At 59.0% G+C, this 14,176-nt stretch carries 12 protein-coding genes; 7 read left to right on the plus strand and 5 right to left on the minus strand.

The genetic code is table 11. The features are described from left to right. Position 1: 1 nt before the first annotated feature. Positions 2-3,331 carry a transglutaminase family protein gene (locus tag AC5SEO_RS00350; protein ID WP_003511533.1) on the minus strand — a complete coding sequence of 1,110 codons (3,330 nt, stop codon included), beginning with the start codon at positions 3,329-3,331 and terminating at the stop codon, positions 2-4. Positions 3,332-3,402: 71 nt separating this feature from the next. Here AC5SEO_RS00350 and AC5SEO_RS00355 point away from each other — a divergent pair, with 71 nt between their 5' ends. Then, on the plus strand, positions 3,403-3,639 hold the full coding sequence (locus AC5SEO_RS00355; protein ID WP_003511532.1) for a hypothetical protein: 237 nt from the start codon (positions 3,403-3,405) through the stop codon (positions 3,637-3,639). Then, positions 3,624-5,432 carry an ABC transporter ATP-binding protein/permease gene (locus AC5SEO_RS00360; RefSeq protein WP_025595330.1) on the plus strand — a complete coding sequence of 603 codons (1,809 nt, stop codon included), beginning with the start codon at positions 3,624-3,626 and terminating at the stop codon, positions 5,430-5,432. The genes AC5SEO_RS00355 and AC5SEO_RS00360 overlap by 16 nt, the downstream gene beginning before the upstream one ends. A gap of 38 nt (positions 5,433-5,470) precedes the next feature. On the opposite strand, the gene AC5SEO_RS00365 is transcribed toward AC5SEO_RS00360, so the two are convergent. Next, entirely contained in the window at positions 5,471-5,665 is a 195-nt protein-coding gene (locus AC5SEO_RS00365; protein ID WP_013761913.1) for a hypothetical protein, read from the minus strand. A gap of 172 nt (positions 5,666-5,837) precedes the next feature. Between AC5SEO_RS00365 and AC5SEO_RS00370 the strand changes: the two genes are divergently transcribed. The 5 genes from AC5SEO_RS00370 to AC5SEO_RS00390 all read left to right on the plus strand — a co-directional run bounded on the left by AC5SEO_RS00370 (position 5,838) and on the right by AC5SEO_RS00390 (position 10,549). Then, positions 5,838-6,227 (plus strand): acyl-CoA thioesterase, encoded by a 390-nt coding sequence (locus AC5SEO_RS00370; RefSeq protein WP_003511527.1) that lies wholly within the window; start codon positions 5,838-5,840, stop codon positions 6,225-6,227. A 165-nt stretch (positions 6,228-6,392) separates the two neighbouring features. After that, positions 6,393-7,580 (plus strand): carboxylate--amine ligase, encoded by a 1,188-nt coding sequence (locus AC5SEO_RS00375; RefSeq protein WP_112178525.1) that lies wholly within the window; start codon positions 6,393-6,395, stop codon positions 7,578-7,580. A gap of 6 nt (positions 7,581-7,586) precedes the next feature. Next, positions 7,587-8,636 carry a polysaccharide deacetylase family protein gene (locus AC5SEO_RS00380; RefSeq protein WP_112178524.1) on the plus strand — a complete coding sequence of 350 codons (1,050 nt, stop codon included), beginning with the start codon at positions 7,587-7,589 and terminating at the stop codon, positions 8,634-8,636. Positions 8,637-8,796: 160 nt separating this feature from the next. Next, entirely contained in the window at positions 8,797-9,837 is a 1,041-nt protein-coding gene (locus AC5SEO_RS00385) for a four-carbon acid sugar kinase family protein (RefSeq protein WP_112178523.1), read from the plus strand. 4 nt (positions 9,838-9,841) lie between these two features. Next, positions 9,842-10,549 carry a FadR/GntR family transcriptional regulator gene (locus tag AC5SEO_RS00390; RefSeq protein ID WP_003511522.1) on the plus strand — a complete coding sequence of 236 codons (708 nt, stop codon included), beginning with the start codon at positions 9,842-9,844 and terminating at the stop codon, positions 10,547-10,549. A gap of 48 nt (positions 10,550-10,597) precedes the next feature. On the opposite strand, the gene AC5SEO_RS00395 is transcribed toward AC5SEO_RS00390, so the two are convergent. Genes AC5SEO_RS00395 through AC5SEO_RS00405 form a run of 3 tightly spaced genes read right to left on the minus strand, consistent with a single transcriptional unit; the run spans position 10,598 to position 13,871 of the window. Next, a complete protein-coding gene (locus AC5SEO_RS00395) occupies positions 10,598-11,725 on the minus strand; it encodes an iron-containing alcohol dehydrogenase (RefSeq protein WP_112178522.1) in 1,128 nt (375 codons plus the stop codon). Then, positions 11,722-12,678 carry a 4-hydroxythreonine-4-phosphate dehydrogenase PdxA gene (gene pdxA, locus AC5SEO_RS00400; RefSeq protein ID WP_003511520.1) on the minus strand — a complete coding sequence of 319 codons (957 nt, stop codon included), beginning with the start codon at positions 12,676-12,678 and terminating at the stop codon, positions 11,722-11,724. The genes AC5SEO_RS00395 and pdxA overlap by 4 nt, the downstream gene beginning before the upstream one ends. Then, positions 12,675-13,871, minus strand: coding sequence for a sialidase family protein (locus AC5SEO_RS00405; protein ID WP_112178521.1), 1,197 nt, complete (start codon positions 13,869-13,871; stop codon positions 12,675-12,677). The genes pdxA and AC5SEO_RS00405 overlap by 4 nt, the downstream gene beginning before the upstream one ends. Positions 13,872-14,176 lie beyond the last annotated feature (305 nt).

Genomic DNA, 14,176 nt, shown 5'->3' on the forward strand with positions numbered 1-14,176 from the left:
TTTATACTCCGTATGGCCGGCGCAGATCGAGCGTCAGCGGAAATTCTGGCGACACGGTTTCCGCCATCAACGGATATTGCCCGGCCGTATGTCCCCATGGTTCGAAACGGGCAAGGCGGCGTGCCTCGGCCTCGTTGCCGTTGACGGGAAAGGTCTCGTAATTGCGACCACCCGGATGAGCAACATGGTAGATGCATCCGCCGATCGATCGTCCCGACCATGTATCATAAATGTCAAAGGTCAAGGGCGAATTGACCGGCAGAACGGGATGCAGGCCGGAAGAGGGCTGCCACGCCTTGAAACGAACACCGGCCACCGCAACGCTTCGGTTTTCCGTCGGAGTTAGCGGAACGGCGCGACCGTTGCACGCCACGGTATAGCGCGCAGGGTTGGAGGTTTCGAGGCGGACCTGCATACGCTCGACGGAGCTGTCGACAAAACGCACGGTTCCCCCGATGGCACCCTGTTCGCCCATAACATGCCAGGGCTCCAGAGCCTGGCGCAATTCCAGCTTCGCGCCTTCGTATTCCACCTCACCGAAGAAGGGGAAACGGAACTCCTGCTGGGCTGTGAACCATTCCGGCTTCAGGTCGAAGCCATTTTCCCTCAGGTCTCCGAGCACGTCCATAAAGTCCGCCCAGATGTAGTGCGGCAGCATGAATCGGTCTGCAAGTGCCGTGCCCCAGCGCACGAATTTGCCGGCGGCAGGGTTCTTCCAGAAACGGGCGATGAGGGCACGCACCAGCAATTGCTGGGCGAGCGACATGCGGGCATTCGGCGGCATTTCGAAGCCGCGGAACTCCACAAGACCAAGGCGGCCGGTCGGCCCATCCGGAGAAAACAGCTTGTCGATGCAGATTTCGGCGCGGTGGGTGTTGCCCGTCACATCCGTCAGGAGGTTGCGGAACAGGCGGTCGACCAGCCATGGCAGCGGCGGCGCACCCTGGCCAGGGGCAGGCACCTGCGCCAGCGCGATCTCCAGTTCGTAAAGGCTGTCGTGGCGGGCTTCGTCGATGCGGGGCGCCTGACTCGTCGGTCCGATGAACAGGCCGGAGAACAGGTAGGAAAGCGACGGGTGCCGCTGCCAGTGCAAGACAAGGCTTTTCAGAAGGTCGGGACGGCGCAGGAAAGGGCTGTCATTCGGGTTGGCCCCGCCCACGACCACATGGTTGCCACCACCGGTGCCGGTGTGACGGCCATCGATCATGAATTTGTCAGCGCCCAGACGCGTCTGTCGCGCCTCTTCATAGACCGCCGTGGTGATGTCGACACAATCCTTCCAGCTTGCGGCCGGGTGGATGTTGACCTCGATGACGCCGGGATCGGGCGCTACACGGATGACATTGATACGCTCGTCATGCGGTGGAGCATAACCTTCGATATGGACGGGCAGCCCGAGCTCGGCCGCTGCCGCTTCTGCCGCTGCGACCAGTTCCAGATAATCCTCGATGCGTTCGACAGGCGGCATGAAGACGCAGAGCCGTCCATCGCGCGGTTCCACCGACATGGCTGTGCGCACCGCGCCGCCGATTTCACCAAGCGTCTGCTCGATGCGTTCCTGGCCGGATGCCTCATCCGCATGGAAAGACGCTTCCGGCATGGTGCGTCCGGAGGGCTGGAATTTCTCGGGAAGCGGCCCTCGCGGGATCGAAGGGTCAGCTTCATGGATATAAGGATAGGCGGATGGCGGCACATGGGGCAGGGTGCCAAGCGGCAGGCGGTAGCCTACCGGGCTATCACCCGGAACGAGGAAAATCTTGCCGCGCCGTGTTTTCCATTTCTCGCTGACCCAGCGTTTGTCTGTGGTGGGCTTGGCGTTCCACGCCTGCACCGGAAGAATATAACCCGTCGGTGTCGTCAGCCCGCGTTCGAACACGCGGGCAAGGCGATTGCGTTCTTCCGGGTCTTTCAGTTTCGAGTTGGACGGATCGACATTTTCGGGAAGACTACCTTCCTTGATGATCCATTCGGCAGGATCCTCATAGGCCGGAAGCACCAGATCCGGCTCCACACCGAGATGAGTGGCGATACCGCTCAGTAGCTTTTGCGCGTCGTCGGCGGCAACACCGGTATTTGCGCCTTCTTCGGCAATCAGCGCAGGGTTCTGCCAGATCGGCAGACCGTCCTTTCGCCAGTAGAGCGAAAATGTCCAGCGCGGCAGGCTTTCGCCCGGATACCATTTTCCCTGCCCGTAATGCAGGAAGCCGCCGGGCGCGAAACGTTCGCGCAGGCGGCGGATCAACACGTCCGCTTTTTCGCGTTTCGTCGGTCCAACCGCGCCGGTGTTCCATTCCTCGGATTCGAAATCGTCGATGGAAACGAAGGTCGGCTCGCCGCCCATGGTCAGCCTGACGTCATGGGCGTTCAGAACCTGATCGACCTTTTCGCCGAGTGCATTGAGGCTCTCCCAGCTCTCATCGGAGAAGGGTTTGGTGATGCGCGGGGTCTCGGCAACGCGCCGAACCTGCATGTCGAAAGCGAATTCCGTATTGGCCTCGCCGAAATAACCGCCGGAAATCGGTGCGGCATTGCGGAAATGCGGCGTTGCCGCCAGCGGAATATGGCTCTCGCCGGTCAAAAGCCCCGAAGTGGGGTCGAGACCGACCCAGCCGGCGCCCGGCATATAGACCTCGGCCCAGGCATGCAGATCGGTGAAATCGACCTCTGTCCCTGACGGGCCATCCAATGCCTTGAGATCCGGTGTCAGCTGGATGAGGTATCCGGACACGAAACGTGCGGCAAGGCCGAGATGTCTCAAGATCTGAACGAACAGCCAGCTGGTGTCGCGGCATGAACCCTTGCCGGAAGCCAGCGTTTCTTCCGGCGTCTGAACACCCGGTTCCATGCGGATGACGTAACCGATTTCCTGCTGCAGACGGGCATTGAGGCCAACGACCATATCCACCGTCGGCTGCCCGGGTGTGTGGTCCACGGTGGCCATGAAGGCGGAAAGCAGGGGGCCGGTCGGTTCCGGTTTCATGTATATGGACAGATCTTCCCGCAGCTCCTGCGGATAATCGAACGGCCACTTGGTCGCCTCTTCCTCAACGAAGAAATCGAACGGATTGTAAACCGTCATATCGGCGACAAGATCGACCTCGATCTTAAATTCCGTCGCCGGCTCGGGAAAAACGAAACGGGCGAGATAATTGCCGTATGGGTCCTGTTGAAGGTTCACGAAATGATTTGACGGCGAAACCTTGAGAGAATGGCTGATAACATGGGTTCTGGAGTGCGAGGCGGGCTTCAATCTTATGATTTGCGGTCCAAGGCGAACCGGATTGTCGTATTTATAATGCGTCAGATGATAGATGCTCGCTTTGATCGCCATTAATCTGCCTTGCCCGGTTTTCCGGTTTATGCGGTTTGTCCGCCCCTCTGAAATTATTTGGATTTTGTGCAATGCAGGAAAAGAAAGCAAGGATCATTTCCGGAGGCAACCGCATTGTTGGCCGAGGCGCCGATGTTTGCCGGCGCGAAGAATTGCCGCGGCTTTTTAATTGTCTCCCTGGGGATTTCTCCGCGGTTGTGGACAAGGTCGAACGGCGTGTTATTGCTGGGCATCGCAAGGTGCAGGATCGCAAACCGCTTTCCTTGCCGACTGACGTTTCGGAATGGAATGAATGGCAACAACGGTGACCGACGATCAGCGCAAGAGTGCGGCGAACCTTTCGGGCTTCGATCTCGATTTTCGTTCGCAACTGCGCATGATGGGCAATGCCTTCTGGACGTCGCCGGTTCGCAACCGGCTGATATTGCTGTCGATTGCCCTGCTCACGGTGATATTGCTCACCGCTTACGGGCAGATCAGGCTCAATGAGTGGAACGCGCCGTTTTACAATGCGCTGGAGCGGCGCGATCTTGACGCCTTCCTCCACCAGCTCGAAGTCTTCGCGATCATTGCCGGGCTGTTGTTGCTTCTCAATGTCATTCAGACCTGGCTTAACCAGATGACGGCGCTGAACATGCGCGAGGGTCTTGCCAAGGATATGGTGGACCAGTGGCTGAAACCGGGGCGCGCCGCCCGCCTTGCCGGTTTCGGCACGATTGCGATCAATCCGGACCAGCGTTTGCACGACGATGTCCGCAACCTTGCGGAAAGCAGCACGGCGCTTTCCATCGGCCTTGTGAATGCGACGATCCTGCTCATCAGCTTCATCGGCGTTCTGTGGACATTGTCGGCAGGCTTTTCCATCACGATCAACGGCGATCCGGTCGCGATTCCCGGATACATGGTCTGGGCGGCGATCCTTTATGCGGGCTCGGCGTCCCTGCTCAGCAACCTTGTCGGCTATCGTCTGGTCGGCCTGAATGCTGAACGTTATTCAAAAGAGGCCGAACTACGCTTTTCCCTGATGCGGGCCAGCGAAAATCTGGCGGCGATTGCGCTTGCGCGTGGTGAAAAAAACGAGCGGCGGCGGATCGGCGTCGATATCGATGCCGTGCTCGGCGTAATCCGCGGGCTCGCTTTAGCAATGACGCATCTGACCTGGGTGTCGTCGGGCTACGGCTGGTTGGCGGTTGTGGCGCCCATTCTTATTGCAGCGCCGGTCTATTTTTCCGGCAACCTCACCTTCGGCGGGCTGATGATGGCCGTCGGCGCCTTCAACCAGGTCAATACCGCACTTCGCTGGTATATCGACAATTTCGGGCCGATTGCCAGCTGGAAGGCGACGTTGCAGCGTGTTTCGGTGTTTCGCAACGCTCTGATCCAGATGGATAGCGTTGAACAGCACGGCCTCGCAATCGATCTTCAACGGAGTGCCGACAACGAAAAAATCCGCCTTCGGTCGGTGACTATCTGCCGTGATGCGGGCGGGCAGGATCTGGAGCGTGGTTTCCGGCTGCGTGAGGCCGAGGTTGAAATCGGGCGGGGTGATCGTCTGATGATCAATGGCGAACAGGGCGTGAACCGGCGGCTGCTGTTTGCCGCCATGGCCGGCCTGTGGCCATGGGGGCAGGGCAGGATAGAAATGCCCGAACAGTCCGACACGCTTTTCATTGCCCAGCACGGCTATTTGCCAACAGGTACGCTGCGCGAAATTCTGGCCTATCCACGCGCGCCCCAGCGGTTTGCGGAGGCAGACTATGTCGCGGCGCTGACCGCGTGCGGTCTCGGTGAAATGGCGCCCCGGCTTGATGAACACATTCGCTGGGACAAGAAGCTGGATTCGGATGAACAGGCCAGCATCAGGATCGCCAATGCCCTGTTGTTGAAGCCGAAATTCATCGTCATCGACGATTTGCTGGAAGGGCTGGAAAAACAGACACAGGATACGCTGGCGGAGGTTTTGAATGGGATCGACGGCGTAGCGATTATCTATATCGGCAGATCAGAGACATTTCTGTCGGTTCTTACCCCGGCTTTGGCCCATCTGGACCATGCCCCCATGAAGGAAAATACCGTAAAGCCGGATATCGCTCCAAAATAAGCCGCCGGGTTATGCTGCTGTTGACACTATCGTGCGGATCAAAGCCGCAAATGCCATTTTTCGAGGTCCAGCCGTTGCTGTTTGGCAAGGCTTATGGTGCCGTCCGGCTCCATCTGCGAGCGCAGAACAAAGGTGCCGGTCGCCAGGCTGATGGCAATGACGCTGGCAACCGCGAGAATGATACGGTCGTAGCGCTGCTGTATCTTATTGTTTCCACTCCAGTCATAGGCCATTCGCACGCCCTCGCGGTTTTTTGGAATCGTGCCGCATCATGGTTAACCGAAGCTTACGATGGCTTCGTGATTCCTTGCTGTTTTGGAAGGGCTGCCGCGAAAAATCGGCTATTGGCTGAGGGGGCGCGGTTGTTTAAATCCGGCGGCGGGAGGTTCTTGAAAGGAATTTGATATGGAACAGCAACCGCCCGCCGATATGGAACTCACGCTCAGAACGCTTGCCATGCCGGCTGACGCCAATCCGGCCGGCGACATTTTCGGCGGTTGGGTGATGTCGCAGATGGACCTTGCCGCCTTCGTCCGCGCCAATGATGTGGCAGGCGGGCGTACCGTCACAGTGGCGGTTCATGAAATCGTCTTCAAGAAACCGGTCAAGATCGGCGATACATTGTGTGTCTATACCAGGATCGAAAAGGTTGGGCGCACCTCCGTCACGCTCAAGATCGAGGCCTGGACCCGCAGGCACTATCAGGATTCCCGGGAAAAGGTTACGGAGGCCGTCTTCATCATGGTAGCGGTGGATGACAAAGGCGAGCCGCGCCCTGTGCGCAAAGAGGCGTAAGGCGCTTGCCTTCGAAGCAAACTTCCAACCGTTCGCAGGCAGCCGAAAGAGCATGAGGCTCTTCGGCTCCGCCAATTCGATCTCCGAACGCGCAATACTTTAGAAATATCCAATTTATTTATCAATTTTTGCGATCAAGGTATGGAATAGGGCGGGGATCAGGCTGTGACCATTCCAGGTGTTGTTATTGTTGGTGGCGCTCACGGCACGCTTGCCCTTGCCCGCAGCCTTGGCGCCCTTGATGTGCCTGTGCACTATATCACCCATGATTCACCGCTGCCGGGCTGGTCGCGTTTCGTGAAGAACACGATCCGCTGGTCCGGTCCTCTTGATGCAGGGGCGATGGCGTTTTTACGCGATATGGCAGACAAGCATCATCTGAAAGGGTGTCTTCTGGTGCCATCAGGGGATGGCGAGGTTCAGCTCGTTTCACAACATCGCGATGAGCTTTCCGCCCTTTACAAAATCGTCCTGCCTGATTGGTCCTCCCTTCAATGGTTGTGCGAGAAACCGCTGCTCTACAAACGCGCGGCGGAACTCGGTGTCAGCTTCCCCAGGACCTATGCCATGACCTCGTCCGATGACGCCGATGCGCTGGACGTGACGTTTCCCGTTATCCTGAAGCCGAATATGGGCGGGGGCGATACCGCGATTTCCCGGGCGAAGGTTATCCGCGCCGATGACAGGCAGGCGCTGAAAGCCGCTTTTGCCGCTGCGAGCGGCGAGATCGGCGCGGGCAATGTCGTCGTGCAGGAGCTCATTCCCGGCGGGGGAGAAAGCCAGTTTTCCTATGCGGCGCTCTGGCGCGACGGCAAGCCTGTTGCAGAATTCACCGCCCGACGCCTGCGTCAGTATCCCGTCGATTTTGGTTACACCAGCACCTGTGTCGAGGTTGTCGACAACCCTCAAGCGATCGATGCGGCAAGGAAAATATTGAAATCGGCCGGTCACAGCGGGTTGGTCGAGGTGGAGTTCAAGCGGGATGGCAGGGATGGATCGCTGAAACTTCTCGATGTCAATCCGCGCCCATGGTCGTGGTTCGGCCTGTGTTCAGCGGCCGGCATCGATCTCGGCGCGCTGCTGTGGCAGGTTGCCAACGACATGCCGCGCGGCCAGATGCTCGATGCGCGGCAAGGTGTGTCATGGTCCTATCTTGTCCGTGACGCCATTGCCGCATTGACGTTGAATCGACGGGGACAGGCGGGAATTGGGGAGTATGTCGCCTCTCTGCGCACAATCCGCAGCTGGGCGGCTTTTGCGGCGAACGATCCTTTGCCGGGCCTTATCGACCTGCCGCTGACGGTCTGGAGAGTCATCAAAAAACGGGTCCTGCCCGGTTTGAAGTTGCGGTAATCGGTAATGGTGTTTTTGCGGTCGGTAAAACGCTCTCTGAAATATGGGGTCATAAGGGCGGGGCTGGAGGTAGCTTCCCTGCCGGCGGTTCGTGCGGCTTTTCCGGCTCTTGCCGGGCGTGGCGTGATCTTCACGCTCCACCATGTTCGTCCGGACGAGGAAGCGTCAGCTTTTGCGCCGAATGCACACTTGTCGATCACGCCACAATTTCTGGAAGAGGCGATAGAGGCGGCGCTCGAATGTGGTCTCGTTCCCGTTCATCTGCACGATCTGCCGGGCCTGCTCGCCGATAATTCCGAGAAACGGTCGTTCTGTGCTTTCACACTTGATGATGGCTATCGCAACAATGCCGAATATGCTGCACCGATTTTCCGAAAATATGCTGTTCCTTATACGATTTTCATCACGCCGGGTTTTGTGGAGCGGACGCGTAGCGTGTGGTGGGAAACCACTGCCGCGCTGACGCAAAAAGCCACGTCCTTTGAATTCGATTTCGGGACAGGGCCGGAGGAGATTAAATCCGGCAGCCTTCCACAAAAAGCGGAAGCCTTTGCGCGTCTGGAAAACTTCGTCCAGATATTCGCGGAGGACGAGGCGGTGGAGAGGATCGACCGTGTCGCGGGGCAACATGGTATCGATCCGATCGCGATCGTGGAAAAACTCGTTATGGATGCGGCCGAACTCAAGGCGCTGTCGAGCGATCCCCTGGTCCATCTCGGCGCGCATACCATGATGCATGTGAACATGCGCAAGATCGATGTGGCGCGTCTTGCCTACGAAATCGAGGAATCGACAAGACGGGTGGAGACCTATGTCGGCCGTCGGCCGAGGTCCTTTTCCTATCCCTATGGCTGGATAAAGGCCGTGGGAGAACGCGAAGCGAAAGCGGTGTTTGATGCGGGATTTCCCGTAGCTGTTACCACGCAGGCCGGTGTTCTTGGGGCCCATAGCCTTGAAAAGCCGATGCTGTTGCCGCGCGTTTCGCTAAACGGTCGCTTTCAGAAAAAGCGCTTTGTCAAAGCGCTCATCTCAGGCCTGCCTTTCCGGTTCGTCTAGGGATCAACCTCTCCCTGCCACCTTTCGCCGATGACGACGACATGTGTCGGTGCGGCTAATCGAGCTGTCGTGTTGTTTTTGTTATTCACATCCATTTATCTATTGATTATAAATAAATTTATCGAAGGAAAACATTACAACTTTTCTTAAGGTTTCGCCCGTGCTGTTGATTTTTTCCGATGACCTGACCGGTGCGCTTGATGCGGCCGCCCCCTTCGCCGGGCGTGGGCTTTCGACTGAAGTTGCGATCGGTCTTGAGGGCGTCCCTGCAGCGGTGGCCGATGCGCCGGCCGTCCTCAGCGTCAATCTGGGTTGTCGGGATGGCAAGGCGGATGAAGCCCGCCGCCGTACGCAGGAACTGATGGCACTGGTTCCGGCCGATACAATTCTGTTCAAGAAGATCGATTCCCGCCTGAAAGGACATATCGCCGCGGAAATGGATGCTGTTTCCTATCGGCACGCGCTTGTAGCGCCAGCCATTCCGGATTTTGGACGCATCGTCGTAGACGGTTCCGTGTCCGGCTTTGGCGTTGACGGCACGATTTCGGTTCATGAAAGACTGGGCGGTCACGCCAGCCGCTGCGCAATACCAGACACCCTATCGCATGCGGACATCAGGGAGGCTTTGCTTGCCGGGCGCGCAAACGGGGTTGATCTTCTGGTGGGCGCGCGAGGGCTGGCCGAGGCGCTGGCCGAAATGATGACAGCGCAGGCGGTGCCCGAAGCGGCATCTATTCCCGCGGGTAAGGGGCTTTTCGTCATAGGTTCGCGTGACCCGATCACCGTTGAACAAATTGAAATCCTTAAAGGAACGGGTTTGGTATCGGTCACCGATGCACCCAATGGCGTCGTGCCGTTTCACGCGCATGCTCGTTCCAGGCTGACGCTCGTTTACGCGACGCAAGGGGCGGAAAATCTTTCCCCGCTCGAGGTTTCAGACCGGCTGGCGTATGGCGTCGTGCCGCTTTTCACCACCGGGACCGACACGTTGCTTTTGTCCGGCGGCGCCACGGCCGAAGCGGTGCTGCTTGCCATGGGGGTATCGCGTCTGCGCCTTGCCGGCGAGTGCCTGCCCGGTCTTGGTGTCGGCTGGTCCGGCGACCAATGTATCATTGCGAAGTCAGGTGGTTTTGGGCAAGCTGACACGTTGAAACGGATTGCGAAAATGATGCTTGGCGAAAATGACGCTGGAGAAAGCTGACCAGATGGGGCTGATGAAAGAAACGGCGCGCAAGGCACTTCCGGACATTATTTTCGAGAGAATGCACCGGGCGATCAAATCCGGCGCCTACAAGCCGGATGAACGGCTTCCGACCGAACATGAACTCGCCATGGAATTCGAAGTGTCGCGACCGGTGGTCCGCGAGGCGCTTCGGCGGCTGCGCGAACAGGGGTTCATCTATTCGCGAAGGGGTTCCGGCAGCTATGTGCGGGCATTCGGCCTGCGCGAGCCGCTGGGCTTCGGCCAGCTCGAAAATGTCGCTGACCTGCTGAACTGTTATGAATTCAGGCTGACTCTGGAGCCGGCAGCGGCGGCGGCGGCGGCCCTGCGGCATGATGGCGAGAGGCTCGTCGCAATCAAAAAGGCGCTCGAGCTGATGCGGGACGCGACCAATCGCCAGTCCCACCGTGAGGATGCCGATTATCAGTTCCACCTTGCCATCGCGCGGGCGGCACGGAATAGCTATTTCTCGACTGCGATGGAGGCTCTCAAGGACCACATTGCGGTGGGAATGAAGTTTCACGGCATGTCGGTGAAGCGTGAGGCATCCGGCCTTACCCGCGTGTTTGCCGAGCACGAGGCGATTGCGGTGGCGATTGCCGAAGGAGATGCCGAGGCCGCGCGGCGGCTGATGCACGACCATCTGACGGGATCACGTGACCGCCTCTTCGAGTCTTCGCATACGGATTGAGGCAAGTGACGGCGAGCCGGTGCGCGCGGTAGCGCACCGGACTTTCGATTAGAAAGCGCGGCGGTAAATGCCGAGCACGTCTTCAAGGCTCATATCGACGGGATTGTTGTCCATCAGCCGACGGATTGCGTGAGCGTCTTGCGCATAACGGGGAAGGTCGGTTTCGCTTGCCCCGTGCCGCGCAAGGGACATTTCAATGCCGAGGCCGGCGCAGAAATCTGTCGCTGCCTTGCGAAGATCATCGGATGAAAGATGCTCGCGAAGCCCAAGCGCTCCGGCCACCTCCGCCGTCTTTGCCGAAACCGCGTGCTGGTTGAAAGCCAGAACATGCGGGAAGACGATAGCGTTTGCCAGCCCGTGCGGCAGGTTGAGAAGCGTGCCGAGCGGATAGGCGATGGCGTGACCCGCCGCCGTATTGACCGGGCCAAGGCAGATGCCGCCATAGTAGGAGGCGAGCATCATTCCTTCGCGGGCTTCGGTATCCGCGCCGTCGCGAACGGCGCGCGCCAGATATTTGCCCACCAGTGAAAAGCCCATGCGGGCAAAACCGTCGATCATCGGATGGGCCTTGCGATTGGTGAAAGCCTCCACGCAATGCGCCATTGCATCCACCCCCGTCGCCGCTGTCACAGCTGATGGCACGGAATAGGTGAGTTCCGGATCGAGCACCGCGAAATCGGCAATCAGATGAGGGCTTTCGACCGCGACCTTGCTGCCCTTGACGGGATCGGTGATGAGCGAGCGAATCCCGGCTTCCGAGCCGGTTCCGGCGGTGGTGGCAATCTGGACGAGCCTGGTGTCGCGCCCTGCGACCCTGTTCGGTCCTGCCACATCCTCAAGCGTCTGGCTGGAATTCCAGAGTGCGGCGACGAGTTTCGCCACATCCATCACCGAGCCACCGCCGAGGCCGATGACGAGATCGGGTTTGGCGGCGCGCGCTGCGGCCAGTGCTGCATCGAGCGTCCCTGTGTCCGGTTCGCCGGGAATGGCGTCGAAGACAGTGAAAGGACCCTGCAATTGCAGCCGGTCGGCAAATTTCGCTGTCAGCGGCGTGGCGATCACCAGGGTCGAAGCGGTTTTGCCGGCCCAGGCGCCGACCTGGGAAATGGTGCCGGCGCCAACGGCAAGCCTGCGCGGCTGATGGATGAGAATGGAGGCTGTGGACATGGTGTTCATCCTCTTGCGCCCTTGCCCGCCACGAGCTTGCGCGCATAGGCTATGGCCTCATTCATGTTGCCGTGATTGGCGATGCCTTTGCCGGCGATGTCGAAGGCCGTTCCATGATCGACCGAAGTGCGATCAATCGGCAGATCGACCGAGACATTGACGGCGGTATCAAAGGCGACGAGCTTGATCGGGATATGGCCCTGATCGTGATATTGCGCGACAACCAGATCGAAAGTGCCCGAATAGGCGCGGTGAAACACGGTATCGGCGGAGATCGGCCCGTGTACCTCGATGCCTTCAGCGCGCGCGGCGGCAACCGCTGGCGCAATCTGGTCATCATCCTCGGTGCCGAACAGACCGTTTTCGCCGCAATGCGGGTTGATACCGGCAACCGCGATGCGCGGCCGCTCGTAACCGATGCGCTTTAAATGAGCATTGCCAGCGCGGATGGTCGCCAGCACCCGCTCCGTCGTTGCCCGTCGAATGGCTTCCTGCAGGGACACGTGGGTCGAGACGTGAATGACCTTCAGCCGCTCGGAGGCAAGCAACATGTAGGCGGCTGAAGAACCAGTTAGGCTGCGCAGCATGCCGGTGTGGCCGTCATAATGGTGGCCCGCAAGATTGAGGGCCTCCTTGTTAATCGGAGCAGTGACGATACAGCCGATTGCGCCCGCTTCGGCATCCCGCACCGCTTTTTCAATGAAACGGAAAGCGGCGTCTCCGGCAACCGGCGACAGCGTGCCCCATGGCAGCGGCGCACCCTCCACCGGCAGATCGACCACATTCCGAGTAAGATCGATGTCGATGCCAAGCGCGCCCCGCGCCGCTTCCAGCGTTGCAAGGTTGCCATAAATCCGCGTTGCTTCCCTATCCGGGGCGGACATTTCCGCAAGCGCGCGGACGGTGATTTCCGGGCCGACGCCGCAGGGGTCACCCATGGTGATACCAATGATGTTGCTCATCCGATTCTCCCGTCCTTGGCGTCTGCCCAGCCGGGCGCCAACCGGACATATTTGATTGCGCGGCGATGATAGGTGTAGCTTGCGTGCAGGGTACCGTCCGCTGCCTCCAGAAGCCATGGATAGGACATTTCCAGATTGCAGCCGTCGGTCGAATCGTTGGACAGGCAGGTGCCCGGCCCGTCCTCGATCAAAATCCGGGTAGGAAAGCTGCGGCCGTCGTCATCGGACAGGCAGATGGAAACCGGCGCGCGCGGCACACCCCATATGGGCACACATCCACCGCTCGGATCGGCATCCGGTCTGTCGTCTTCCTCGCCCAGTTCGTCATAAAGCGAGGCGCGGCGGTCGCTGGATTGCGCGGCGTTGATGGGGTTGCAGATCATTGCCAGTCTGCCGTCTGCGAGCCTGATCGCGGCGATGGAGGAATTGTTGTTCGGCACGTCGGTCGGCTGCGGCTCTGCCCACGAGCGACCGCCATCTGTGCTTTCCGTGCGGTAAACGAAATCGGCCTGACGGCGGCGAAAAAAAGCGGAGTAGCGTCCATTCGCGCCCGCAACCGGGCTCATATGAACGCAGCCGGTCGAGCCCGCCAGCTCCTGCAATTGCCATGTGAGGCCGTTATCTTTCGATATGCCGAGTGCTGCGGTGTCGTGGCTGCCGTTCCATTTCTGGCCGGGGCGCTGGACGCAGCGGAAGATCGGTAGAAGCCAGGCGCCGTCATCGCGGATGCGAAGCGGCGCGCGGATGAAGCAGCCTTTCGGAAGATCGAGAAAACGGCCATCTTCGGTGGAAAGCTTTTCCGGTATTGCCGGATCGCGTACGACCCGCGCCATGCGGATGCGGCATTCGTCCTGATTGCCGGATGGCTGGGCGGTGTGAAACAGCCAGAGAGTGCCATCAGGTGCGGTGAAAATAACCGGGTTCTGTTCGGAATGGGCGGGATCGTTGCTCAGGCGCTGCGGCGCTCCCCACCGGCTCGCGCCGGGTGTGAGCGCGGACGCGAAGATCGAAATATCCGATTTTCCCTCCAGCGTTCCGCCAAACCAGGCGCACAGCAGGGTGCCGTCCTGCAGAAGGTGCAGAAAGCTCGCATGGTTCTGGATCATCGGCGATGGCAGGAACGCTTCGTGCCGGTTTTCCGAAACGGCATGGATGGCTCCGGTCATGGCGTGAGCAATGTCATCAGGGGTCATCGTGGTCTCCTCTTGGTCTGATGAAAATGACATATTCAAAAAGTTGTCAAGTTTATTTAAGACAAAAAGAGGTCCTAAAATTTTTGATGACTTAAAATAAATATATGTTTTATAACGATAAAACTTCTGTACTAGGCCTCAATAAAAAATCCTTCTGAAAAATAATTTGACAAAAAATGTGATAGCGTCGATGCTTTGATAACGGGTGGAGGAGACGATCATCCGCACGCCATGCTCCTCAATGCAGGAGACGGGGCTTTTGAATGCCTCTTGCGGCACGCCGCCATGTTGCTGAATTTCTGATC

This window comes from Agrobacterium sp. K11 (assembly GCF_059429395.1).

Coding starts and splice junctions, on each gene's coding strand:
- AC5SEO_RS00350 (WP_003511533.1), bottom strand. CDS start 3,331: ATGGCGATCAAAGCGAGCATCTATCATCTGACGCATTATAAATACGAC.
- AC5SEO_RS00355 (WP_003511532.1), top strand. CDS start 3,403: ATGCAGGAAAAGAAAGCAAGGATCATTTCCGGAGGCAACCGCATTGTT.
- AC5SEO_RS00360 (WP_025595330.1), top strand. CDS start 3,624: ATGGCAACAACGGTGACCGACGATCAGCGCAAGAGTGCGGCGAACCTT.
- AC5SEO_RS00365 (WP_013761913.1), bottom strand. CDS start 5,665: ATGGCCTATGACTGGAGTGGAAACAATAAGATACAGCAGCGCTACGAC.
- AC5SEO_RS00370 (WP_003511527.1), top strand. CDS start 5,838: ATGGAACAGCAACCGCCCGCCGATATGGAACTCACGCTCAGAACGCTT.
- AC5SEO_RS00380 (WP_112178524.1), top strand. CDS start 7,587: ATGGTGTTTTTGCGGTCGGTAAAACGCTCTCTGAAATATGGGGTCATA.
- AC5SEO_RS00390 (WP_003511522.1), top strand. CDS start 9,842: ATGGGGCTGATGAAAGAAACGGCGCGCAAGGCACTTCCGGACATTATT.
- AC5SEO_RS00395 (WP_112178522.1), bottom strand. CDS start 11,725: ATGAACACCATGTCCACAGCCTCCATTCTCATCCATCAGCCGCGCAGG.
- pdxA (WP_003511520.1), bottom strand. CDS start 12,678: ATGAGCAACATCATTGGTATCACCATGGGTGACCCCTGCGGCGTCGGC.
- AC5SEO_RS00405 (WP_112178521.1), bottom strand. CDS start 13,871: ATGACCCCTGATGACATTGCTCACGCCATGACCGGAGCCATCCATGCC.